Origin of the sequence: Variovorax paradoxus, from assembly GCF_029919115.1 — a bacterium.
GTDB lineage: Bacteria > Pseudomonadota > Gammaproteobacteria > Burkholderiales > Burkholderiaceae_C > Variovorax > Variovorax paradoxus_O.
This window is the reverse complement of record NZ_CP123990.1, coordinates 1,620,694-1,643,779: the sequence shown is the minus strand read 5'-3', so window position 1 is coordinate 1,643,779 and position 23,086 is coordinate 1,620,694. Positions and strand designations below refer to the sequence as shown.

At 65.8% G+C, this 23,086-nt stretch carries 24 protein-coding genes; 9 read left to right on the top strand and 15 right to left on the bottom strand.

Annotated elements, in window-relative coordinates:
- Window positions 1–44 precede the first annotated feature (44 nt).
- Both QHG62_RS08105 and QHG62_RS08100 read left to right on the top strand, forming a co-directional pair.
- A complete protein-coding gene (locus tag QHG62_RS08105; protein ID WP_281150390.1) occupies window positions 45–491 on the top strand; it encodes an SRPBCC family protein in 447 nt (148 codons plus the stop codon).
- A complete protein-coding gene (locus tag QHG62_RS08100) occupies window positions 451–852 on the top strand; it encodes a DUF2200 domain-containing protein (protein ID WP_281150389.1) in 402 nt (133 codons plus the stop codon). Before QHG62_RS08105 ends, QHG62_RS08100 begins: the two co-directional genes overlap by 41 nt.
- Window positions 853–875: 23 nt before the next feature.
- On the opposite strand, the gene QHG62_RS08095 is transcribed toward QHG62_RS08100, so the two are convergent.
- On the bottom strand, window positions 876–1,769 hold the full coding sequence (locus tag QHG62_RS08095; protein WP_281150388.1) for a LysR family transcriptional regulator: 894 nt from the start codon (window positions 1,767–1,769) through the stop codon (window positions 876–878).
- Window positions 1,770–1,858: 89 nt separating this feature from the next.
- On the opposite strand from QHG62_RS08095, the gene QHG62_RS08090 reads away from it, so the two are divergent.
- Window positions 1,859–2,659 (top strand): NAD(P)H-dependent oxidoreductase, encoded by an 801-nt coding sequence (locus tag QHG62_RS08090; protein ID WP_281150387.1) that lies wholly within the window; start codon window positions 1,859–1,861, stop codon window positions 2,657–2,659.
- Window positions 2,660–2,698: 39 nt separating this feature from the next.
- Here QHG62_RS08090 and QHG62_RS08085 read toward each other — a convergent pair whose 3' ends face one another.
- The 5 genes from QHG62_RS08085 to QHG62_RS08065 form a co-directional block, all read right to left on the bottom strand.
- Complete coding sequence (locus QHG62_RS08085) at window positions 2,699–3,667, bottom strand: Bug family tripartite tricarboxylate transporter substrate binding protein (RefSeq protein WP_281150386.1); 969 nt, start codon at window positions 3,665–3,667, stop codon at window positions 2,699–2,701.
- Window positions 3,668–3,713: 46 nt separating this feature from the next.
- Window positions 3,714–4,079 (bottom strand): AtuA-related protein, encoded by a 366-nt coding sequence (locus QHG62_RS08080; RefSeq protein WP_281150385.1) that lies wholly within the window; start codon window positions 4,077–4,079, stop codon window positions 3,714–3,716.
- Complete coding sequence (locus QHG62_RS08075) at window positions 4,076–5,470, bottom strand: acyclic terpene utilization AtuA family protein (protein ID WP_281150384.1); 1,395 nt, start codon at window positions 5,468–5,470, stop codon at window positions 4,076–4,078. Before QHG62_RS08075 ends, QHG62_RS08080 begins: the two co-directional genes overlap by 4 nt.
- 75 nt (window positions 5,471–5,545) lie before the next feature.
- Complete coding sequence (locus QHG62_RS08070; RefSeq protein ID WP_281150383.1) at window positions 5,546–6,514, bottom strand: Bug family tripartite tricarboxylate transporter substrate binding protein; 969 nt, start codon at window positions 6,512–6,514, stop codon at window positions 5,546–5,548.
- A 145-nt stretch (window positions 6,515–6,659) separates the two neighbouring features.
- A complete protein-coding gene (locus QHG62_RS08065) occupies window positions 6,660–7,040 on the bottom strand; it encodes a helicase SNF2 (protein ID WP_281150382.1) in 381 nt (126 codons plus the stop codon).
- Window positions 7,041–7,337: 297 nt separating this feature from the next.
- Between QHG62_RS08065 and QHG62_RS08060 the strand changes: the two genes are divergently transcribed.
- Complete coding sequence (locus QHG62_RS08060; RefSeq protein ID WP_281150381.1) at window positions 7,338–8,189, top strand: PA4780 family RIO1-like protein kinase; 852 nt, start codon at window positions 7,338–7,340, stop codon at window positions 8,187–8,189.
- Between the two features lie 31 nt (window positions 8,190–8,220).
- On the opposite strand, the gene QHG62_RS08055 is transcribed toward QHG62_RS08060, so the two are convergent.
- Together QHG62_RS08055 and QHG62_RS08050 are read right to left on the bottom strand one after the other, a co-directional pair.
- Entirely contained in the window at window positions 8,221–8,556 is a 336-nt protein-coding gene (locus QHG62_RS08055; RefSeq protein WP_281150380.1) for a DUF1090 family protein, read from the bottom strand.
- Window positions 8,557–8,679: 123 nt separating this feature from the next.
- Window positions 8,680–10,038, bottom strand: a complete 1,359-nt coding sequence (locus QHG62_RS08050) for a homoserine dehydrogenase (protein WP_281150379.1) — start codon at window positions 10,036–10,038, stop codon at window positions 8,680–8,682.
- A gap of 402 nt (window positions 10,039–10,440) precedes the next feature.
- On the opposite strand from QHG62_RS08050, the gene QHG62_RS08045 reads away from it, so the two are divergent.
- Window positions 10,441–10,845: a hypothetical protein gene (locus QHG62_RS08045; protein WP_281150378.1), complete on the top strand. Its 405-nt coding sequence runs from the start codon at window positions 10,441–10,443 to the stop codon at window positions 10,843–10,845.
- A gap of 27 nt (window positions 10,846–10,872) precedes the next feature.
- Here QHG62_RS08045 and ybaL read toward each other — a convergent pair whose 3' ends face one another.
- From ybaL to QHG62_RS08010, 7 genes are all read right to left on the bottom strand, one after another.
- On the bottom strand, window positions 10,873–12,579 hold the full coding sequence (gene ybaL / locus QHG62_RS08040; protein WP_281150377.1) for a YbaL family putative K(+) efflux transporter: 1,707 nt from the start codon (window positions 12,577–12,579) through the stop codon (window positions 10,873–10,875).
- Window positions 12,580–12,661: 82 nt separating this feature from the next.
- Window positions 12,662–14,005: a dicarboxylate/amino acid:cation symporter gene (locus tag QHG62_RS08035; RefSeq protein ID WP_281150376.1), complete on the bottom strand. Its 1,344-nt coding sequence runs from the start codon at window positions 14,003–14,005 to the stop codon at window positions 12,662–12,664.
- Window positions 14,006–14,131: 126 nt separating this feature from the next.
- The gene (gene phbB / locus QHG62_RS08030) at window positions 14,132–14,869 is read right to left on the bottom strand and encodes an acetoacetyl-CoA reductase (RefSeq protein WP_281150375.1); all 738 of its coding nucleotides are present in this window, start codon (window positions 14,867–14,869) and stop codon (window positions 14,132–14,134) included.
- A gap of 177 nt (window positions 14,870–15,046) precedes the next feature.
- Window positions 15,047–15,598 (bottom strand): hypothetical protein, encoded by a 552-nt coding sequence (locus QHG62_RS08025; RefSeq protein WP_281150374.1) that lies wholly within the window; start codon window positions 15,596–15,598, stop codon window positions 15,047–15,049.
- Window positions 15,599–15,629: 31 nt separating this feature from the next.
- Window positions 15,630–16,418 carry a DUF899 domain-containing protein gene (locus QHG62_RS08020; RefSeq protein ID WP_281150373.1) on the bottom strand — a complete coding sequence of 263 codons (789 nt, stop codon included), beginning with the start codon at window positions 16,416–16,418 and terminating at the stop codon, window positions 15,630–15,632.
- Between the two features lie 47 nt (window positions 16,419–16,465).
- The gene (locus QHG62_RS08015; RefSeq protein ID WP_281150372.1) at window positions 16,466–17,155 is read right to left on the bottom strand and encodes a Vgb family protein; all 690 of its coding nucleotides are present in this window, start codon (window positions 17,153–17,155) and stop codon (window positions 16,466–16,468) included.
- A 45-nt stretch (window positions 17,156–17,200) separates the two neighbouring features.
- Window positions 17,201–18,421 carry a helix-turn-helix domain-containing protein gene (locus QHG62_RS08010; protein ID WP_281150371.1) on the bottom strand — a complete coding sequence of 407 codons (1,221 nt, stop codon included), beginning with the start codon at window positions 18,419–18,421 and terminating at the stop codon, window positions 17,201–17,203.
- An 82-nt stretch (window positions 18,422–18,503) separates the two neighbouring features.
- On the opposite strand from QHG62_RS08010, the gene QHG62_RS08005 reads away from it, so the two are divergent.
- The 4 genes from QHG62_RS08005 (at window position 18,504) to QHG62_RS07990 (ending at window position 23,079) form a co-directional block, all read left to right on the top strand.
- Entirely contained in the window at window positions 18,504–19,244 is a 741-nt protein-coding gene (locus QHG62_RS08005) for an NUDIX hydrolase (RefSeq protein WP_281150370.1), read from the top strand.
- 66 nt (window positions 19,245–19,310) lie between these two features.
- Window positions 19,311–20,174 (top strand): cysteine hydrolase, encoded by an 864-nt coding sequence (locus QHG62_RS08000; protein WP_281150369.1) that lies wholly within the window; start codon window positions 19,311–19,313, stop codon window positions 20,172–20,174.
- An 11-nt stretch (window positions 20,175–20,185) separates the two neighbouring features.
- Entirely contained in the window at window positions 20,186–21,373 is a 1,188-nt protein-coding gene (gene pncB / locus QHG62_RS07995; protein WP_281150368.1) for a nicotinate phosphoribosyltransferase, read from the top strand.
- 5 nt (window positions 21,374–21,378) lie between these two features.
- Window positions 21,379–23,079 (top strand): NAD+ synthase, encoded by a 1,701-nt coding sequence (locus QHG62_RS07990; RefSeq protein WP_281150367.1) that lies wholly within the window; start codon window positions 21,379–21,381, stop codon window positions 23,077–23,079.
- The last annotated feature ends 7 nt before the right edge of the window (window positions 23,080–23,086 follow it).

The following is a 23,086-nucleotide window of genomic DNA, read 5'->3' as shown; positions in this document are numbered from 1 at the left end:
CGTGCCTGTGGAGGGTCTTCCTCTGCACCTCAGGAGAACACACCATGGCTACCAACACAATCCGCCTGCACCGCGTGCTGCGCACCCCGCCAGAGCGGCTCTACCGCGCTTTTACCGACCCCGCCGCGTTCGAGCGCTGGCTGCCGCCCTTCGGGTTTACCGGCAAGGTCCACAGCATGGAGCCAGTGGTCGGCGGTGCTTGGCGCATGTCGTTCACCAACTTTGGCACCGGCCACAGCCACTCGTTCGGCGGCAAATACCTCGAGCTGGTGCCGGGGGAGCGCATTGCCTACGATGCCGCGTTCGACGACCCCAACCTGCCGGGCACCATGAAGACCACCGTCACGCTGACGCGTGTGTCTTGCGGCACTGAAATCTCCGTCGTGCAGGAAGGCATTCCCGAAGTGATTCCCGCCGAGATGTGCTACCTGGGCTGGCAGGAGTCACTGGTTGCGCTGGCCCAACTGGTCGAGCCCGATATTCCGGGTTGAGAAAGCGATGGCGCCCCGGCAGTCGTTCTTCACGATGGCCTTTGCCAAGGTCTATCCCTTGTACGTTCAAAAGGCCGAGCGCAAGGGCCGGACGAAAGACGAAGTCGATCGGATCATTTGCTGGCTGACGGGCTATGACATGCCCGGGCTGCAGCGGCAGATCGAACAGGCGAACAACTTTGAAACCTTCTTCGCGCAAGCCCCCGCCGTTCATCCGAACAGGTCGCTCATCAAGGGCATGGTGTGCGGTGTTCGCGTTGAAGAGATCGACGACCCGCTGATGCAGAAGATCCGGCAGCTGGACAAGCTGATCGACGAGCTTGCCAAAGGCAAGGCGATGGAGAAGATTCTGCGGGCGTAGTTCTTTCTGCGAGCGGTTGCCGTTCACAGGCTTTCGGCAATCCGCTCGCGCAGCCAGCGGTGCCCCGCGTCGCGATGCCGGCGCTCATGCCAGAGCATGGCCATCTCGTAGCCCGGCACCTCCAGCGGCGCCTCCACCACCCGGAGCCCCGGCGCACCGCGCGCCAACCGCTCGGGCAGCATCGCAACCATGTCGGTGGCGGCCAGCGCCGACATCATGAAAAGAAAGTGCGGCACCGACAGCACCACGCGCCGCTCCAGGCCCTTCTCGGCCAGCGCCTCGTCCGTGGGCCCGATGAAGCCACCGCCGCCCAGCGACACCACCACGTGCTCCAGCGCACAGAACTGCGCGAGCGTGGGCCGCCGCTTCAGGCGCGGATGGCCGGCGCGGCCGGCAAGCACATAGCGTTCGTTGAACAGCACCCGCCGGTGCAGGCCCGGCGGCGCACCCACGCTGGTGTGAAAGAACAAATCGATCTCTCCCTGCTCCAGCTGCCGGGCCATGCGAGAGGGCACTGCCTCCACCACAGCCAGGCGGGTATTTGGCGCCGCGGCGCGCAGCCCCGCGAGCACCGGCAGAAGAATGGCCGACTCGGCATAGTCGGCGGCGGCCACGCGCCAGGTGGTGGTGGCCTCCGCCGGATCGAAAGGCTTGGTAGGCGCGACCGCGCGGCCCAGCGACTCCAGCGCTTCGCGCAGCGGCCCGCGCAGCTCGTCCGCGCGCGCGGTGGGCCGCATGCCGCGCTGCGCGGGCACCAGCAACGGATCTTTGAACACCTCGCGCAGCTTGGCGAGCTGCACGCTGACCGAAGGTTGCGAGAGGTTGAGGCGCTGGGCGGCACGCGTGACGCTGCGCTCCGCCAGCAGCACGTCGAGCGTGAGCAGAAGGTTGAGGTCGAGCCGGTTGAAATTGTTCAACACTATTCCTGGAATTTTGAATATTCATTTCCAATATAGCTCGACCGTCCCTAACCTGCATGCATCGTCATTCAACACAACATGCAGCCGTGAAAATTCTTCTAGTTCATGCCCATCCCGAGCCTCGCTCACTCAACGGATCGCTCAAGCAGTTCATGGTGGAGCGCCTCGCGCAATCCGGGCACGAAGTGCGCGTGTCCGACCTGTACGCCATGCGATGGAAAGCGACGCTCGACGCGGACGATTTCTCGCACATCGAACCCGGTGCGCATTTCGATCCGGTGACCGACTCTTTGCGGGCATTCGAGGCCGGCACCCAGCCCGATGACGTGGCTACCGAGCAGGCCAAGCTGCTGTGGGCGGACGCCGTGATCTTTCAGTTTCCGATGTGGTGGTACACGATGCCGGCCATTCTCAAGGGATGGATCGACCGGGTCTACGCCTATGGCTTTGCCTATGGCGTGGGCGAGCACTCCGACACGCATTGGGGCGACCGCTTCGGCCAGGGGGTGATGAGCGGCAAGCGCGCGATGCTGGTGGTTACCACCGGTGGCTGGGCTTCGCACTACAGTGCCCGCGGCATCAACGGGCCGATGGAAGACCTGCTGTTTCCCATTCACCACGGGGTGCTGTACTACCCGGGATTCGACGTGCTGCCGCCCTATGTGGTCTACCGCACCGGCAAGGTCGATGCTGCCGCCTACGCAAGAATCACGGAAGAACTCGGCCGCCGCCTCGACACGCTGTGGACGACGGAGCCGATTCCGTTTCGCCCGCAGAACTTCGGCGACTACGACATCCCCGCACTCACGCTGCGCGATGAAATTGCGCCGGGCGAATCGGGCTTTGCGGTGCACACCGTACCGAAGAAGTGCGAGAACCTGCGCTAGCAGCGACACCACCAAGGCGGCGCCGCTGCCCTACCCCAGTTACTCCGCCTCGATGCCGGCAGCCTTGACGATTCGGCCCCACTTCTGCGACTCCGCAGTCTGGAACTTGGCGAGCTCTGCCGGCGAAGTGGTGAACACCTCGGTGCCGGTGGGCTCATAGAACGCCGTCTTGGCCGACTCGCTCTTTGCCGCTTTCACCAGCAGTTCGTTAAGCCGCTTGACCACCGCCGGCGGTGTCTTTGCGGGCGCATAGGCTGCAAACCAGTAGCCCATTTCATAGCCTTTCACGCCAGCCTCTGAAATGGTGGGCACGTCAGGCGCCAGCGGCGAACGCGCGGCGCTCGAAACACCCAGCGCGCGCAGCTTGCCGCCCTTGACCTGCGGCAGGCCGGTGGCCGCGTCGGTGATCATCATGTGGATCTGCCCGCCCAGCAGGTCGGTAACGGCCAGCGTGTTGCTCTTGTAGGGCACGTGCAGCAGCTTGATGTCTGCCATCTGCTGCAGCAGTTCGCCCGCCATGCGGCTGGACGAACTGCCGCTGCCGAAGCTGTACTTGCCGGGCTCCTTCTTTGCGAGCGCCACGAACTCGGCCACGCTCTTGGCCGGGAACGAAGGGTTCACCACCATGATCTGCCCGCCCTTGCCCAGCGCGGCGATGGGCGCAAAGTCTTTCACCGGGTCGTACGGCAACTTCTTGAAGAGGTGCTCGTTGGCGGCGTGCGTGGTGTTGGTGGTGATCAGCACCGTGTAGCCGTCGGCGGCAGCCTTGGCCACCTGCTGCGAGGCGATGAAGCCGCTGGCGCCGGCCTTGTTGTCGATGACGACCGGCTGCTTCGTTTCGGCCGTGATGCTGTTGCCCAGCGCACGGGCAATCTGGTCGGTGGCCGTGCCGGCCGCAAAGGGCACCACGAAGGTGATGGGCTTTTCTGGAAAGGCCTGCTGCGCGTGGCCAAGCAGCGGCGCCAGGGCCAGTGCGGCGGCCGAAAGAGTCAGGGAACGTCGTTTCATTGTTTTGTCTCCGGATGGATGGGTGAAGAAAAGAATCGGATTGCCGCTATTGCCCCGCCAGCAGCGGCACAAGCGGGCGTGGCACTCGGATGGGCATGTCCAGCAGCAGGAACGAGAGCGCCTTCCCGTGCGCATCGAGGTTGAGGGCATCGTTGACGCCGCCGTCGAGCACCGCATCGAGCACGAAGTTCATCGCATGCAGCCTGGGCAGCAAGAAGCGCTGCACCCGCGCAGGCGCGCGGTGGCGGAACTGCGCGGCTACGCTTTCCGGCGTGAGCTGTTCGGCCAGCATGGGGTAAAGATCGGGATGCCAAGCGATGACGCTGATGTTGGAGCGGTCGCCCTTGTCGCCGGTGCGGCCATGGGCGGCGCGATAGAGCGGTACTTCCATGAAGTCTGTCGGCGTGTTCATGCCAAGGCCTCCGCGCCGAGCAGTTCGAAACGCACCGGCACCGCTTCACGCGGCAGCAGGCACGACAAGGTATTGAGCCGCGGCGTGAGCGCAGTGCGCACGCCGCCTCCGCCCGCGGGCCCGCAGGTGTACAGCGCCATCACTTCGCGTGCAAGCCGCTCTGCCTGTGCGCGCTCCGCATGCGCGGCCGCAACGCGCAGCCGCACGTCACGCAGGCCGGTGTCGGATGTGTCCGCGAGCATGCGGCCGCCGTCGTCGCCAAGAATGCTCAACGCGCCGATCAGGTCCACGCGCAGCGCAAGGCCGTCGAGCCGGCTGCGCAGCACGTCTGCCGCAAGGCGCGCACGCGCCTCGGCGCGCGGACCCGCATAAGAAATCTCGCCCTCGGCCAACCAGCCGCCTTCGTGGCACACATTCACCTTGTAGTGGCTGGGCCGTGCATGGCCGCGAACGCCCGAGAGCGCCACGCGATTCGCGGCCCCTGGCAGCTGGATGACCTCTGCTTCGGCAATGTCGGCCACCACGTCGGGCGTGAGGTAGGCGCTCGGATCGTGCACCTCGTACAGCAGCTGCTCCTTCACGGTCGCCTCGCTCACGAGCCCGCCGGTGCCATCGGCCTTGCCGATGGTGCAGCGTCCGTCGGCATCGATCTCCGCAACAGGAAAGCCCACTTTTTCAAGGCCCGGTACATCCTTGAAGCCGGGGTCGGCAAAGTAGCCGCCGCAGACCTGCGCGCCGCATTCGAGCAAGTGGCCGGCCATGGTGGCACGGCCCAACCGGTGCCAGTCGTCCGCACGCCAGCCGAAGTGCGACATGGCCGGGCCAACCGCAAGGGACGGGTCGGCCACACGGCCGCACACCACGATCTGTGCGCCCGCGTCGAGCGCCGCGGCGATGGGCTCCGCGCCAATGTAGGCGTTGGCACTGACGATGCGGAGGCCCTCCATCTGCGCGCCAAGCGCTTCGTGCAGCAGCGCGCGATGTGCGGGGCCGGAAAGGTCGTCGCCCTCCACCACCGCAATGCGCGGCGCAACGGCACCCAGTTCGCGCGCCATGCGCGCAATGTGGCGGGCCGCCGCGCGCGGGTTGGCCGCGCCAAAGTTGCTCACGATGCGAATGCCGTGCGCCAGGCACCGTGCCAGCACGGGCCGCAGCATGGCGTCGAGCAAGGGCTCGTAGCCCGCGTCGGGGTTGCCCTGGCGGCGCAGTTGGGCGAGCGCGAGCGTGCGCTCGGCCAGCGTTTCGAAGATCAGGAAAGCGCGTTGTTCCGCGGGGCCGCCTTGCAGCCGGGCGATCAGCGTGTCGACCACCGGCCCGGCCGCGTCGGTGCGGTCGCCGGAAAAGCCGGCAGCGCAGCCGATCAGCAGTGGGGGCGATGCAGTGGCGTTCATCGAGGCGGACTGTAGGCAGCCCGCCGTCATCCGTAAAATCGAAAATTCAGATCAATTGATCCAAATTTCGGATCATTACTCCAGCCGGATGCCGACCTTGCCGATGATGGCCCCCCACTTGCGGCCCTCGCTGTCGATGAAGGACCTGAACTCTTCCGTCGAGCCGCCGCCCGCCACGAGCCCCTGATTGGCCAGCAGCTCGCGCACGGCCGGCTCTTGCAGCACGTTGTTCACGTCGGCGTTGATGCGGCGAACCACATCGGGCGGCGTGCCGCTTGCGGTGAACAGGCCGTTCCAGGCCAGCGATTCGAAACCGGGGTAGCCGGACTCGGCGACCGTGGGCAGCTCTTTCATGAGCTCGGAGCGCTTTGCGCTGGTGATCGCCAGCAGCTTGATGCGCTTGCCCTGGATGAGCGGCAGCAGTGCCGGCGCCACGGTGAACAGCGCCTGCGTATCGCCCGCCGCCACCGAAAGCCCTGCCGGCGGCGAGCCCGCGTAAGGCACATGCACAGCCTCTATGCCCGCGGTGCTGCGAAACAGCTCCATCGTGAGATGGGATGAACTCCCCGCTCCCACCGACGCATAGCTGAACCCGTTGCCCTGCTTCTTTGCCCAAGCCACGAATTCCGGCAATGTGGTGGCGGGATTGCTCGCCTGCACCGCCAGCACGTTGGGCTGCGATGTCGTGAGCACGATGGGTACCAGGTCGCGCGCGGGTGCATACGGCATGCGGCTGTACATGTAGGGGCCGAAGGCAATCGGCCCGTTGAAGCCGATGCCCAGCGTGTACCCGTCATGCGGCGCCTTCGCCACCGCGTCCATGCCGATCAGGCCGCCTGCGCCCGGCTTGGTCTCGATGACGACGGGCTGCTTCCACATCGTTCGCAGCCGGTCTGCCAGCGTGCGGGCGATCAGGTCGAGCGAGCTGCCGGGCGGCGCGGGAACGATGACGCGAACGGGTTTGGCGGGCCACTCCTGCGCCTGGGCGCCGAGGCCCATTGCGCATGCGAGAAGGAATACAGCGAGCTTGCCTGTGTTGTTCATTTTCAAGATCCTGGCCTGAGCCGACCGGCTACCTTAGCTCAGCATTGCGCCGCTGGTGTGCCCAAAGAAAAAGCCGGGCCTGCTTTCGCAGGACCGGCCTCTGGCGCACGTCGTCATTGCAGACGAGGTGTGGCTGCTACGGCAACTACAGGGGCAGAGCGTCGCCGCGCGCGGCAGCATAGGCTTGGGCACGCACCGTTGCACGGTCTACCGCGCCCGCCACCATCGGGGCAACACCCGACGAGGCGCCTTCGGCGTACGGATCGGCGCTGCGAACCGTGGCCACCGCTTCGGCGCGTACGGCTTCGCGACTGTTCATGGCGACCGGCGCAGAGGTTGGTCCCGAATCGGCACCGGTGGCGTAGGGATTGCCCACACGCGCGGCAACCACAGCGCCGGCGGCCACGTCGGCGCGGCTTTCGGCGGAGGTCAGGGGATGGACGCCTTCATAGGTTTCGGCATGGGCGACGCCAGCGGCGGTTACCAGGGCCAATGCAGCGGCGGAAAAGAGCTTGGAGGCGGTCATTCAGTTTCCTTTGTTCAATGACTTGAAGTTGGTTGGAGATGCTTCGAACCGTTTTCGCTTGATGGGCAGGTCCGTAAAACAATTCTGCGACCACATCTAAGTACAAACCCTTGGCGAGTGGAATCCCGGCAATCGCGACGTGGAAACGGTGCGCCCGCCTTTGAAACAACGCGCGAAAGCTGATATGGCTCAGCAGCAGGCCTTCGCGCACAGGCATGATGCGGCCTACCAGATCGGCCCGGAAAGCCTGAGGGCCTTCCTCACGACCCGCCCGCTGGCCCAGAGGGAGCAACATCAATGAAAGCACCGCCACGACTGCAGTCGCTGGTCGACGAAGGCCTGATCGACACGGTGGTACGCCAGCTGATGAGCGGCAAGGAAGCCATGGTGTACGTGGTGCGCTGCGGCGACGAGACACGTTGCGCCAAGGTCTACAAGGAAGCCGACAAGCGCAGCTTTCGCCAGGCCGTCGACTACACCGAGAACCGCCGCGTGCGCAATTCGCGCGAAACGCGCGCCATGGCAAAGGGCACCCGCTTCGGCCGACAAGTGACCGAGGCCATCTGGCAAAGCGCCGAGGTCGATGCGCTCTACCGCCTTGCGGCAGCCGGCGTGCGCGTGCCGGTGCCCTACAACTTTCTTGAAGGCGTACTGCTGATGGAGTTGGTGACCGACGCCAATGGCGATGCGGCGCCGCGCCTCAACGACGTGGCCTTTACGCCCGAAGAAGCGGTGCGCCACCACGGCAGCCTGCTCAAAGAGGTGGTACGCATGCTGTGCGCAGGCGTCGTGCATGGCGACTTGTCGGAGTTCAATGTGCTGCTGTCGGCCGACGGACCGGTGGTCATCGACCTGCCGCAGGCGGTGGACGCGGCGGGCAACAACCACGCCAGGCGCATGCTGCTGCGCGACGTGGAGAACCTGCGCAACTTCTTCGGCCAGTTTGCGCCGGAGCTGCTGGGCACGCACTATGGCGACGAGATCTGGCACCTGTATGAGCGCGGCCTGCTGCGCGTCGAATCGGTGCTGACCGGCACCCACGTGCGCGAAACCGGGCCCGTCGACCTGGGCAATGTGCTGCGCGAAGTGGACGATGCGCGCCAGGAAGAAGCAGCGCGGCGCGTGCGCATGCAGCTGCCGCGGCTTTAGTCTTTAGCCTGGTGCGAGACGAGGCAGCCCGTCACGGGCGTTCGTTTCGCAGTTCGCGCAGTTGCTCTTCGGCGCGCTCCAGCTCCGAGCGGAGCGTGCGGATTTCCTGCTCGAGCTTGTCGATGCGGGCCGTACGGCTCTGCTGAGACTCCGTCCCGTGGCAACGCGTGCGCAGCGCTGCGAGGGTTTCGGCAAGCTGCCGCCGGCGCAGCATCTGGCCCCGGGAACGGGCCAGGTCCATCTCCCGCTCGAGTGCGGTTTCTTCCGCCTCGCAAGACGCGCCTTCCCCCGGCTTCGCGTGCTCCGCCGGTTGGGCGAAGGCGTGGGCCGTCCAAGCCAGAACAAGGGCCAACAGCCAGCGCTTCATGCGCGGCTCCCTCCGCGCTCTCGAGAGTTGACTGACCAATCGACATCCATTGCGGCTCCAGTTGCATGTGCGGTGCAGACGCCCGCGTCCGGGCGCATTCTGTCCCAGTTGGAAGAAAAGGCCTCAGGCCAGTTCCTCTACCCGCAGCACCGTTACCGCGCCCGCCACATCCGGGTGCGCCTGGAGCGCGTGCACCGCCAAGTCCATCGCCCCCTGCCGCACCGGTTGCGTCAGCACCAGCACCTGAGGGCCGGTGCCGGGCTGCGGCGCCGCAAGGGCTACTTGGCGCACCGGCAACTGCTGGCCAGCCGCCCAGCTTGCCACCGACTCGATGGCGCTTGCGGCATGCACGGGCACCCGCAGGTAGTGCGGCGAACACACATCGGCACGGGCAACCACCGGCAGCGTCGTCATTGCGTGCGCATGGAAACCCAGGTGCGGCACGCGCTGCGCGGCGCTGGTGCCGGGCAGCCGGGCCACATCGACCAGGTCGGCAATCACCGCCGACGCGGTCTGCTCGGAGCCGGCACCCGCACCGTAGTACATCGTCACGCCGGCGGCATCGCCCTTGACCATGACGCCGTTCATCGACCCGTTCACGTGGGCCATGAGGTGAGAGGCCGGCACCAGTGCGGGCTGGACGCGCAGCTCCACGCCCTCTTTCCGCCGCCGCGCCACGCCCAGCAGCTTGATGCGGTAGCCCAGCTGCTCGGCGCAGGCCACGTCCACCCGCTGTAGGGCCGTGATGCCTTCCACCTGCACGTCATCGAAGCGCACCTGGGTGCCGAATGCGTTGGAGGCCAGCAGCGAGAGCTTGTGCGCGGCGTCGATGCCCTCGACGTCGAAGGCCGGGTCGGCCTCGGCGTAGCCCAGCGCCTGGGCCTGTGCGAGCGCGGCGCCGAAATCCAGGCCCTCGTCGCGCATCTTGCTCAGGATGAAATTGGTGGTGCCGTTGATGATGCCCGCCACCCACTCGATGCTGTTGGCCGCAAGGCCTTCGCGCAGCGCCTTGACGATGGGAATGCTCACCGCCACGGCACCTTCATAGGCCACGGCCACGCCATGCTCCCGCGCGGCCGCAAAAATCTCGGCGCCGTGCACCGCGAGCAAGGCCTTGTTGGCGGTGACCACATGCTTGCCGTGGGCAATGGCAGCCAGCACCCAGTCGCGTGCCGGGCCGGTGCCGCCCGCCACCTCGACCACCACATCGACGTCAGGATGCGCGGCAACGCGCATCGGATCGTCCGTGAGCGGGACGTTCCCGCCCACGACATCGGCGGCCCGTGCCAGGTTGCGCGCCGCGACCATCACCACCTCGATCGGCCGTCCGGCGCGGCCTGCAATTTCTGCCTGGTTGCGTGCCAGCACGCGAAAGGTGCCAGAGCCGACGGTGCCAATGCCGATCATGCCCACGCGCAGGGCGCGGACGGCCGCGCTGCGGCTGGGCAAGGGTTCGAGTGACTGGACTGGATCGCGGTACATGGAAATCTCCGGATGAAAAAACAAAAACCCAGCTGCCAGAGCTGGGTTTCAATCATTCGGGGAGAAGAGCGATACACCAGGTGGCTGCCGAAACGGCCACCTGCGCGTGCTCAGGTGGCCGCGGTGGTAATGGTGGTAATCATTCGTGCAACCAATGCCCCATTCGCCCGCGCAAAAGCAGGCGGCATCATGCGAGCCATGGAGGCGACGCAATCGGCAGTGGGGAAGAAGCGGCAAGACATGAGGCAGCCAGTGTACAGGAGCTTGCCGGGGCATTGCGCACGCTTTGCCGTGCCAACCTGCGGAAATATAGGGAGCAGGCCTACAGAACCGGGCCGGCCGAAGGCCTAGCGTCGTGAGCAAGCAAAGAACTGCAGAACGGCATAACCAGGAGGCAGCACCATGAAGAATTTCGTCCTAGAACCCAATATGCGAGCGACCATCGGCGGCGCTTTCTATCCGACCGGCTACTCGATCGTGATGTTTCCGAGCGCGGAAGATGCGAACCGCATCGGCCATCAGCTGCTTCAAAAGGGTGTGAGCGGCGACGAGATCTACCTGATTCCCCCTGAAACGGTGCTCGAGGAAATCACGCCCACGGTGAAGGAGTCGGACGACCCGCTGCCTTCGGCGGGCACCGACGCCGCCACCGTTCGCGCGTACACCAAGCTAGCCCGCGAAGGCCACACGGCCTTGCTGGTCAGGACGAAGAACGAAGAAGCGGCAAACCGCGTGATGGACGTGGTGCGTGCCGTGCCCTATTCAATCGCCCAGCGCTACCGCACGCTCGTTATCGAAGACCTCTGAAGCCCCTGAAGCGCTTGCACCAGGCGGCTAAGCAGCTGCCGCGGCCCGCCGCACCACGTCGCGGGCCATGGCCTGTGCGAGTTCGTGCTCTCCAAGAAAAACCGTTGCGGCCGTCTGCTGCGTGAGCAGCCGGGCTTCGTCTTCGTTGTGGCTGCGGATCACGGTCTCGATTGCGGGGTTGAGCGTGCGCGCGGTTTCCATCATCTGGCGCACGTTGAGGGCGTCGGGCGTAGCAACCACCAGCACGCGGGCCCGCGCAATGTGCGCCTGAATCAGCACGGCCGGGTCGGCCGCATCGCCCCACACCGCGGCAACGCCGGCTTCGCGCAGCTTCTCGACCAGCTCGCGGTTCTGCTCGGCCACCACATAGGGGATGTCGTTGGCCTCCAGCTCGGCCGCAATGCGACGCCCGACCCGCCCGTAGCCCACCAGCACAACCTGCCGTGAGAGGTACCTGGCCTCTGTGGTGGTCGGCAATTCGGCCAATGGATGGTCGCGCGACTCGACCCCGCGCGCCAGCGGCATGCGGGCATGCAGCCATTTTTGCAACGGAGCGACAAGGCTGAACCACAGCGGATTGGTGGCAATGGAAATCAACGCCCCGGCCAAAATGAGGCTCTGGCCCTCGGCCGGCAGCACGCCGAGCGTGACGCCAAGCCCCGCCAGGATGAACGAGAACTCCCCAATCTGCGCGAGGCTCGCGCTCACGGTGAGCGCGGTACCCAAGGGGTAGCGAAACGCCAGCACAAGCGCACAGGCGGCAACCGACTTGCCCAGCACGATCACCCCCACCACGGCCAGCACCTGCAGCGGACGGTCGATGAGCACCGAGGGGTCGAACAGCATGCCCACCGATACGAAGAACAGCACCGCGAAGGCATCGCGCAGCGGCAGCGACTCCTGTGCCGCGCGGTGGCTGAATTCCGACTCGCGCATGACCATGCCCGCGAAGAACGCGCCCAGCGCAAACGACACGCCGAACAGCGCCGCCGACGCAAACGCAATGCTGACGGCCGCTGCAATCACGCACAGCGTGAACAGTTCGCGCGAGCCGGTTCGCGTCACCTGCCAGAGAATCCACGGAAAGGCCCGCCTTCCGACCACGAGCATGAGCGCCACGAAGCCGCCCACCTGCAGCAGCGTGAGCCCGAGCGTCTGCCAGAGCGGGTCGGCGGCACCTGCTGCATCGGCGGCGGCGGCATGGCCGCCCAGGGCGCCCGCGAGCGGCGGCATCAGCACCAGAACCAGCACCATGGCCAGGTCTTCGACCACCAGCCAACCGACGGCAATACGGCCGGTGAACGAATCGAGAATGCCCAGGCTTTCGAGCGCCCGCAGCAGCACGACCGTGCTTGCCACCGAGAGCGCCAGCCCGAAGACCAGCGCCTCGCCCCAGGACCAGTCCCACCAGAGTGCCAGTGCACCGCCAAGCAGCGTGGCCACCGCAATCTGCGCCAGTGCGCCGGGCAAGGCGATCTTGCGCACCGCCAGCAGGTCGTCGAGCGAAAAATGCAGGCCCACGCCGAACATCAGCAGCATCACGCCTATTTCGGCCAGCTGCGCCGCAATGCCGGCATCGGCCACGAAGCCCGGCGTGAAGGGCCCGATGATCACACCCGCCAGCAGGTAGCCGACCAACGCGGGCAGCCGCAGGCGCACCGCAAAAAAGCCGAACACAAGTGCCAGCCCCAGGCCGGCGGCGATGGTGTTGATGAGTGAAACACTGTGGGGCATCGCTCCATTTTGCAGGAGCGATGCGCGGCCTTTTACTTCCGCAGGCCTTTCGCCGGGGGCCTTCATCGGCCCCTGCGCGTGATCAGTCGGCCATCTTGCTGACGCGCGCACCTTCGAGCACTTCAGGCTCTTGCGACTCGACCCAGCTCTCGTTGTTGAGGCCGGCGCGCAAGCGTTCGGTGTCGAGCTCATTGGTCCACTTGGCCACCACGATGGTGGCCACGCCGTTGCCGATCAGGTTGGTCAGCGCGCGCGCCTCGGACATGAAGCGATCGATGCCCAGGATGAGCGCCAGGCCGGCCACCGGCACATGGCCCACGGCCGACAGCGTGGCCGCCAGCACGATGAAGCCGCTTCCGGTAACGCCCGCCGCGCCCTTGGACGTCAGCAGCAGCACGGCCAGCAACGTGATCTCCTGCGTCAGCGTCATCGGCGTGTTGGTGGCCTGCGCAATGAACACCGCCGCCATCGTCAGGTAGATCGAAGTGCCGTCCAGGTTGAACGAATAGCCGGTCGGAATGACCAGCCCCACGCAAGCCTTGTTGGCGCCCAGGTTTTCCATCTTCTCCATCATGCGCGGCAGCACCGATTCGGACGACGAAGTGCCCAGCACGATCAGCAGTTCTTCCTTGATGTACTTGATGAACTTCCAGATGCTGAAGCCGTGGAAGCGCGCAATGAGCCCCAGCACCACAAAGATGAACAGCAGGCAGGTCAGGTAGAACGTGCCCATCAGCTTGCCGAGCGAGAACAGGCTGCCCAGGCCGTACTTGCCGATGGTGAAGGCCATGGCACCAAAGGCGCCGATGGGTGCGAGCTTCATGATGTAGCCGACGATCACGAAGAGCACGTGCGAGCCCTTCTCGATCACGTCGAACACCAGCGTGCCGCGCCCGCCGAAGCGGTGCAGCGCAAAGCCGAACAGCACCGCGATGAGCAGCACCTGCAGGATTTCGCCCTTGGCAAAGGCGTCGACCACCGTGGTGGGAATCACGTTGAGCAGAAAGTCGACCGTGCCGGTCATCTTGCCCGGGCCGGTGTAGGAGGCAATCGCCTTGGTGTCGAGCGTGGCGGGGTCGATGTTCATGCCCGCGCCGGGCTGCAGCACGTTGACCAGCAGCAGCCCGACCACGAGCGCAACGGTGCTCACGATCTCGAAGTACAGCAGTGCCAGGCCGCCGGTCTTGCCGACCTTCTTCATGTCTTCCATGCCGGCAATGCCCACCACCACCGTGCAGAAGATGATCGGCGCAATGATCATCTTGATGAGCTTGATGAAGCCGTCGCCGAGCGGCTTCATCGATTCGCCGATGGCGGGATAGAAATGCCCGAGCAGCACGCCGATGATCACTGCCGTGATCACCTGAACGTAAAGGGAACGGTAAAGGGGGAGTTTCTTGGTTGGTGTGATTGTTGTGTCTGCCATGTCATGCCTCCAGGGGGTGCAAAACTTTATGACCCTTTTCGCCGCTTTCCATTCGTAGAAGCCACATCGCCGAAAACGAAAAAACCCGCCGAAGCGGGTTTTTCGATCAGGTTGCGGTCAGCATGATCAGTGCATGTGGAGCCCGCCGTTGACCGAGAAGTCGGCCCCGGTGGAGTAGCCGCCCTCGTCCGTGGCAAGCCACGAGATGATGGAGGCAATTTCGCTCGGCTCGCCCAGGCGCTTGACCGGGATGGTGGCCACGATCTTGTCGAGCACTTCCTGGCGAATGGCTTTCACCATGTCGGTGCCGATGTAGCCCGGGCTCACGGTATTGACCGTGACGCCCTTGCTCGCCAGCTCTTGCGCCAGCGCCATCGTGAAGCCGTGCATGCCGGCCTTGGCCGCCGAGTAGTTGGTCTGCCCCGCCTGGCCCTTGGCGCCGTTCACCGAGCTGATGTTGATGATGCGGCCCCAGCCCTTCTCGACCATGTCGCCCACCACCTGCTTGGTGACGTTGAACATGCTGTTGAGGTTGGTCTCGATGACCGCGCTCCAGTCTTCGGGCGTCATCTTCAGGAACATGCGGTCCCGCGTGATGCCGGCGTTGTTGACGAGCACGTCGATGGCGCCGTGCGCCGCCTTTGCGGCGGAAAATGCTTCGACTGTGGATTGCCAGTCGCCGACATTGCCGACCGACGCGTGGAACTCGAAGCCCAGGGCCTTCTGCTCGGCCAGCCATTTGGCATGGTCGCGCGTGGGGCCGCAGCCTGCGACGACAGTAAAGCCGTCTTTGAAAAGGCGCTGGCAGATGGCAGTTCCGATGCCACCCATGCCTCCGGTGACATATGCAACTTTCTTGCTCATGAAATTTTCCTTGATGTGTGCGAAGCAAAAGCCTGAACGGCCGCCTTCACTCTAGCGAGTTTCGAGCCATCGTTCTCTGAGGAAAACACTGAGCCAAGCTTGCAACCAGCTGTCACGGCACGGCCAATATGCAACCAGATGCGCGAGTCTGTACCTTCTTGCTCGTTTTGCCGCGCGTCAGGAGTTCGAAAGTATGAGTTTCACCCCGCGGCACACGCCGCTGGCGACCAACGCAGTGACAACAAGCATTGCAGCCGTGTGAACGCCGACCGCCGCAAGCGCCAGCATCAGCGAACCCGATGCGCCTGCCTCCCGTGCGGCTGTCTCGCCCATGCACAGCGGAATGAGCGCAGGCACCAGCATCAACCCGGCGCCTTGCGCGGTTGCCATCATGAAAGACCAGAGCGCCAGCCCTGCGTGCCCCGCCGGCGCACGCACCGCCTTGGGTGTGCGGCCCGAGAAGTGCAGCACTGCAAAGACGACGACCAGGCAGCCCGCCACCAGTTGCAGCACCACGCGGTCCACCGACATGCCGAACGCGACCGCCGCAGCCACCAACGCAACCGACGCGGCGTGCCCGGCCGCGATGGGCACCAAGGCCCGCAGCGCCTGGCCCCGTTTTTTCGACCGCACGCCCCAGGCGGCGGCCCACATCCAGCCGGTGGCAGGGTTCAGGCCATGGAGGGCGCCGACACCCGCCACCACCAACCAGGGCCAGAGGCTTTCCATGGCATGCCTTCGCGGTCGGCCCGGTTGCCGGTCAGTTCGACGGATGGCAGCACGCGTGGGCTGCCGGCTTTGCGGCCGGCGCCGGCTCGTAGCGATCGTGGTGGCGCACCCAGTCCATGGTGTAGACCGCGTTGTGCTCGTCGCGGCCCTTGGGGGTGAGATCGAGCAGGTTGTAGGTGCCCATCATCACTTCGACGCCGCGCTCGTAGGTCGAGTAGGTGTGGAAGACCTCGCCCGCATCGTCCTTGTAGAACACGCTGATGCCGGGTGCCTCCTCGGCCGGAAAAGGCCGCACGCTGTAGTTGTAGTAGACCTCGCCCTTGCCCTCGGCCCATTGTTCCGACGTGAAGCTCACGCCGAAGTCGTAGTTGAAATCGCTGCCGTACGCCGACACCCACCTGAACTGCCAGCCCATGCGCCGGCGAAAGCGCTCGATCTGCCCGAGCGGCGCGCGGGACACAGTCAGCAGCGTGACGTCGCGGTTTTCCAGGTGCACCTTCATTCCGTCGACGTGGTCGGCCATGTAGGAGCAGCTCGGGCAGCCCTGCTCCCAATCGGGGCCGAGCATGAAATGCTGCACCAGCAACTGGCGGCGGCCCTCGAACAGGTCGGCCAGCGCGCGCGGGCCATCGGGCGTGTCGAAGATGTAGTTCTTCTCGACGCGGGTCCACGGCAAGGCGCGACGCTCGCGGGCAATCTGGTCGCGCAGCTGCGTCAGTTCCTTTTCGCGTGCCAGCAGCGCCTTGCGCTGGGCGAGCCAACGGTCCTTCGCAACGACGGGGTGGTTGGCAACGCTTGCTTCGGCAACGGTGGTGTTCATGGCGATGTGCTCCTTGGCTCGATGAATCGTTTTGCGGGCGAATGCGTTCACGCCCTGGCAGCCGCTTTGGGGCGCCGCACGGCACGGACTTTTCCGCTGCCTCCGCCGCCGCAATAGAAAAGGTCTCCCCCGTCGGATTCGAGCCCGCTCACACCGGTGCCGCGCGGCATTTCGAGCCGCTCGAGCACGGCGCCGCTTTCGGGGTTGATGCGGCGGAGCTCGCTCTCGTCGCCCTCCCAGGTGCCATGCCACAGCTCGCCGTCGACCCAGGTCACCCCGGTAACGAAGCGGTTGGACTCGATGGTGCGGAGCACCGCGCCGGTGGCCGGGTCGATCTGGCGGATCTTGCGGTCGCGGTACTGCCCCACCCACAGGCTGCCCTCGGCCCAGGTGAGCCCCGAGTCGCTGCCGTTGCCGGGCGCGGGAATCGATGCCACCACCGTGCCGGTCACGGGGTCGATCTTGTCGATGCGCGCCTCGGTGATCTGATACAGGTAAGTGCCGTCGAAGGCGGTGCCGGCGTCTCCGGCGCAAGCCAGCGTGCGCGTGGTCTTGCCGCTCACCGGGTCGAAGGCAATCAGGCCGTCGCGCGTGGCGGCCCAGACGCGCTGCCCGTCGTGGGTCACGCCGCCCACGCTCGCCTCACCGGCCAAGGGCCCGTACTCGCGAACGATTTCGGCTGCACTCGCCGTAATGGCGGCCTGGTCCTTGCCTGCCTTGCTGCTGCTACTGCTCATCGCTGCTCCTTGTTTGGGCCCCACGCCGGGGCCTTGGAGGCAACTCTATTCAATCGGCAGGGCGGCGGGGAGTAACAAGATCGTCGTGAATCCGGTCAGCGGCGGCGACAGCCAGCGCTGCGCCCTCGCCCGCCCGATGGCGCGCACACGGCCGGTAGCTTCCAGTTCGGCGAGCGCGCGCTGCACGGTGCGCTGGCTGGCCCCCAAGGCCAGCGCCAGCGCCGAGGTCGACCATGCCGCTCCGTCGGAGAGCAGCGCCAGCAGCGAGGCCTGCTCGCCGTCGATGGGCGGTGCCAGCACGGCAACCTCGCGCCCGCCGCGCGGCTTGAGCACGAATCCCCGCGCCGTCGCCTCGATGCCCGCGAGCGGCGCGATGAGAGCGCGCAGCCTGCCGACCTCGACCCGCAGGCGCGCCCGGAGCGTCTCGTCGGGGTGGCGGGTATTGAACGCATAGGCAATCAGCGCTTCGCGATCGACGTCCCCTGGCCACGCCTCGGCCAGCGCGCGCGCCAATGCAAACAGCACCGGGCGCCGGGCCAGCGGCCGCCATGCATCCCCGGCGCCAACGCCGCGGCGGCATGCATCGACCACCAGCGCATCCGATGCCAAAAGAGCCTCCACCTCTTGCAGGCGCAGCGTCTCTTCGCCACCGGCCGAGCGGCGCCGCGCGGCGGGACGATCTAGCGCGGCCCGCGCTTCCGCCACCTCGGCCAGGAGCGCCGGCACGCGCGCGCGTTCGGCCGCCTCATGTGCGCGGTCGAGTGCCGCCTGCGCCATGGCGGTGCGCAGCGATCGCAGCGCCAGCTCGGCCGCGGTCAGCTCGGCCACGGCCGCCAGCGACGGCGGTAAACCGCGCGCATCGAGCGGGGCCAGCGTTGCCGCCGCGTCGCCGAGCCGGCCGAGCAGCAGGAACTTGCGCGCCGCGATCAGCCGCGCCTGCAGCGCATTGCCGTGGTCGGCATGCGCCTCGAGCGTGGAGGCCGCTGCGGCAAGCAATCGCGGCGATCCCCCAAGGTCCCGCATGGCCAGCGCCACCTCGGCCTCGGCAACAAGGCAGCGGGCGCGCGCCAGTTCCTCGTGGGCGCCAAAGCCGCGGGCGGCCCGCCGAAGGAGCTCGCGCGCACGTGGATGCTCGCCAAGCTGCGCCATGGCAATGCCGCGCAGGGCCAGCGCAGGCGGGTCGTCGCGCAAGGCAACCCGCTTGAGTGCGCCGAGCGCATCGCCGGCGGCAAGGGCGCGCGCGGAGGCGGCGATCAGGGAATCCATAGGTTGCGGAGGTTACCCCGCCCTGCCGGTCAGCCCACTGGAGTTGTACAGTACAACCTCTTTTCAGAAAGGAGGCCCGGTCTTGAAATCTTCCAACACGCAGGCCGATTTGAAGTTTCCCAGGCCGCTGGTCACCGTCGACGTCGTCATCTTTACCGTGCTGGATGATGAGTTGAAGGTCGTTCTGATGCGCCGCCCCAGTGAGGCCCACGAGCCGTTTCCGGGACGCTGGGCCCTGCCGGGCGGGTTCATCGACGTCGACAAGGACGCCAGCCTGCTCGGCTGCGCCTTGCGCAAGCTGCAAGAAAAGACCGGTGTTTCTGCGCCGTACCTGGAGCAACTGGGCAGCTGGGGCGGCGCAAGCCGCGATCCGCGAGGCTGGTCGACCACGCATGCGTTCTTCGCACTCGTGCCCAGCCAGGACCTGGTGCTCGAAAAAGGAGCGAACGCCGCGCAGGTGGAATGGATCGAGGCCACTGCGGCCGCCCGCAAGCGCCTCGCCTTCGATCACGGCGAGATCCTCGAAGCCGCCATTGCCCGCCTGCGCAGCAAGGTCGAATACACCTCGCTCCCAGCCTTCCTGCTGGGCGAACCGTTCACCCTGCCGCAGCTGCAGCACACCTACGAAGTGGTGCTTGGCCGCCCGGTCGACAAGAGCGCGTTCCGCAAGCGGATGCTCGACGCCGGCTTCATGGAAGAAGCCGGCACGGTGGAAGGCACCTTCGGCCGCCCGGCCATGGGCTACCGCCTGCGCGACCGGTCCCAGGCCGCCCTGTTCCCCCGCACCTTCAGCCCGCGCGACTCTGCGGAGCCTGGCGCTTGACATTCTTCGAGTAAGTTGTACTATGCAACCCATATAGTTGCACAGTACAACTCAATAGAGAAAACCATGAAGCAGAGCATCCAATTTCTCCTGATCGATCCGCAGAACGACTTTTGCGACCTTCCCGCCAGTTGGCTTCCGGCAGACGCAGCCACCGGCGCGCAATTGCAGCCGGCGCTGCCGGTGGCCGGCGCGCATGCCGACATGCTGCGCGTGGCCGGGCTCATCCGCGAAGGCGCTCAAGGCATTGGCGGCATCACCGTTACGCTGGATTCGCACCACAGGTTCGACATTGCGCACCCCACGTTCTGGCAAACCCGCGATGGCGCCGATGTGCCTCCTTTCACGTCGATTTCCGCGGCCCAGGTCAATGCCGGCGACTACCGCCCGCGCGACCCTGCCGCCCTGCCCCGGGCAATGGCCTACATCGAAGAGCTCGAGCGCCGTGGCCGCTACACGCTGATGGTGTGGCCGGTGCACTGCGAGATCGGCAGCTGGGGCCACAACGTGCACGCCGCCGTCAAGGCCGCCTACAACGCCTGGGAGGACGAGCGGCTGCGCGTGGTGCAAAAAATCGGCAAGGGCAGCAACCCCTGGACCGAACACTACAGCGCCATCCAGGCCGAAGTGCCGGACAAAGACGATCCTGCCACCCGGCTCAACATGCCGCTGGTCGAGTCGCTCGATCGCGCCGACCTGATCGTGATTGCCGGAGAAGCCAGCAGCCATTGCGTAAAGGCCACCACCGAGCACATTGCCGCCAACCTCCCTTCCGGCAAGACCGCCAAGCTGGTGCTCGTTACCGATTGCATGAGCCCGGTGACCGGCTTCGAGGCGCAGCACCAGGCATTCCTGCAAGACATGGGCAACCGCGGCGCGCAGCTTCTCACCAGCGCCGAAGTGCTTTCCATATTGACCGCCAATACCTGAAGGACCGCACCATGCAACCCGTCATCCGCAGCCTGCTGGACACCGACCTGTACAAGTTCACCATGTGGCAGGCCATGCTGCACAGCAACCCGCAAACGCAGGCCGAGTACACCTTCGTCTGCCGCAACCAGCCGGCTTATCCGCTGGCCGAATTGCTTGCGGACGTGAACGAGCAGCTCGACCACCTCTGCACGCTGCGCTTCGCGCCCGGCGAACTCGCCTACCTTGGCGGCCTGCGCTACATCAAGAGCGACTTTGTCGACTTCCTGCGCATCTTCAGCTTCCAGCGCGAGTTCATCTCGGCCACGGTGGAAGGCGATGCGCTGCACATCCGGGCGGTGGGGCCGCAAGTCCACACCATGGCTTTCGAAATCTTCGTTCTGGCCATGGTCAATGAACTGTACTTCCGCCGCTTCGATGCGAAGGCTGCACTGGCCGAGGGCCGCAAGCGCCTGCAGGCCAAGATCGAGCTGCTGCGCGGGTTTGCACAAGAGCCGCCGGCCCGGCACCCGTTCGAGTTTTTCGACTTCGGCGTGCGCCGCCGCTTTTCGCGCGACTGGCAGCGCGAGGTGGTCACCACGCTCAAGCGCGAGGTGCCCATGTACTTCAAGGGCACTTCCAACGTGCTGCTCGCCAAGGAACTGGAGCTGGTGCCCATCGGCACCATGGCCCATGAATACCTGCAGACCTACCAGGCGTTGGGCGTGCGGCTGCGCGACTTCCAGAATGCGGCCCTCGAAGGCTGGGTGCAGGAGTACCGCGGCGACCTGGGTGTGGCGCTGACCGACGTGGTGGGCATGGACGCCTTTCTGGCCGACTTCGACCTGTACTTCGCCAAGCTGTTCGATGGCCTTCGCCACGACTCCGGCGACCCGGTCGTTTGGGGCGAAAAGGCGCTGGCGCACTACACCAGGCTGCGCATCGATGCGCACACCAAGCGGCTGGTGTTCTCCGACGGCCTGGATCTGCAGACGGCCATCCGGCTGTACCGCACCTTTGCCGACCGCACGCAGACCGGCTTCGGCATAGGCACCAACCTGACCAACGACGTCGGCCTTGTGCCGCTGAATATCGTGATGAAGCTCACCGGCTGCAACGGACAGCCGGTCGCAAAGCTGTCCGACAGCCCCGGCAAGACGCTGTGCGAAGACCAGACCTTCCTGGCGTACCTGCGCCAGGTCTTTCATATCGAAAGCTGAAAGCCATGCTCCGAATCACCGCCGCGCAACTCAACTACACCATCGGCGATCTTGCTGGCAACGCTGCGCTGATGATCGACGCCGCGCGCAAGGCTGCAGCAGACGAGGCCGACCTGGTCGTGTTTTCAGAGATGTCGCTCACCGCCTACTACCCGGCCGACCTGCTGGAGGAAGAAGGCTTCATGGACCGCGTGGAGGCCGCCTTCCAGGCGCTTCTTGCCGCATCGCGCCAGATGCCGGCGCTGCACTGGGCCGTGGGGTTGCCGGCGCGGCGCGAAGGTGCAGGCAAGAAGCTTCGCAATGTGCTGCGCGTGATCCGCGGGGGCGAAGTGCTGCTCGAATATGCCAAGCAGCTGCTGCCAACCTACAACATCTTCGATGAGCGCCGGCATTTCGAACCGGGGCCCGACGTGGCGCGTGTGCTTCGCATCCGCGATGCACAGGTAGGTTTGCTGATCTGCGAAGACGGCTGGAACGACGAGGGCCGGGACTACCTGGTGAATCCGTTCGAGCGCATGCGCGATGCGGCGCCCGACCTCGTGGTGTCGATCAACGCGAGCCCGTCGAACATCGGCAAGCGCGAACAGCGGCACCAGATTTTCAGCGCGGCAAGCCGCCGCAACGGCTTGCCGATTCTCTACGTCAACCAGGTGGGCGGCCACGACCAACTGGTGTACGACGGGGCGTCGTTCGCCGTCGAGCCCCAGGCCGGGGTGGTGTACGAAGCGCGGCGCTTTGCCGAGGACGTGAGCACGCTGTGCTTCGACAACGGACGTTTTCTCACGCCGGCCGGCAAGGCCCCGCCGCCGGTCGCGCCACAAGGCTTGCCCGCCCTGGAGTTCTATCGCCAGCAGATTGTGCTGGGCCTGCGCGACTATGCGCGCCGCTGCGGCTTCAGCCAGGCGGTCGTGGGCTCGTCGGGTGGCATCGATTCGGCGCTGACCCTGGCGCTGGCGGTCGAAGCGCTGGGGGCAGAGAACGTGGTCGGCATCACGATGCCCTCGAGCTTTTCATCGGAGGGTTCGGTCAGCGACTCCGAAGCCCTTTGCCGCAACCTGGGTGTGCCGCTGAAGCACCATGCCATTGCAGGCATCGTGTCGCAGTTCACGCAAGGTTTCGAATCGGCCCTGTCCAGCGAACTGCGCGGCGTGGCCCTGGAGAACCTTCAGGCGCGCGTGCGCGGCACCATTCTCATGGAGTACTCCAACAGCTTCGGCCACCTGCTGCTGACCACGGGCAACAAGTCCGAGATCTCGGTCGGCTACTGCACGCTTTATGGCGACACCAACGGCGGGCTGGGGCTCATCGGCGATCTCTACAAGACCGAGGTGTTCGCCCTCTCGCGTCACATGAACCAAACGGCAGGCCGCGAGATCATTCCCCAGGGCATCATCGACAAGGAGCCCTCGGCCGAACTGGCACCCGGGCAAAGGGATGTCGACAGCCTGCCGCCTTATCCCGTGCTCGACCAGATCCTCAAGCTGCTGATCGAAGGCCCGCGGCTCGCGCAGGACGAGTACCAGGAGGCACGAAAATTCGTCGATACGCTGCGGGCGCAACCTTCCGGCGAAGCGCTCGTAGAGCGCATCCGCGGCATGGTTGCTCGCAACGAATACAAGCGGCGGCAGTCGCCGCCCATCGTAAGGGTCAGGGCGCGGGCCTTCGGCTCCGGACGCCAGATGCCGATTGCAGCCAAACTGTCTTGAGAACCCA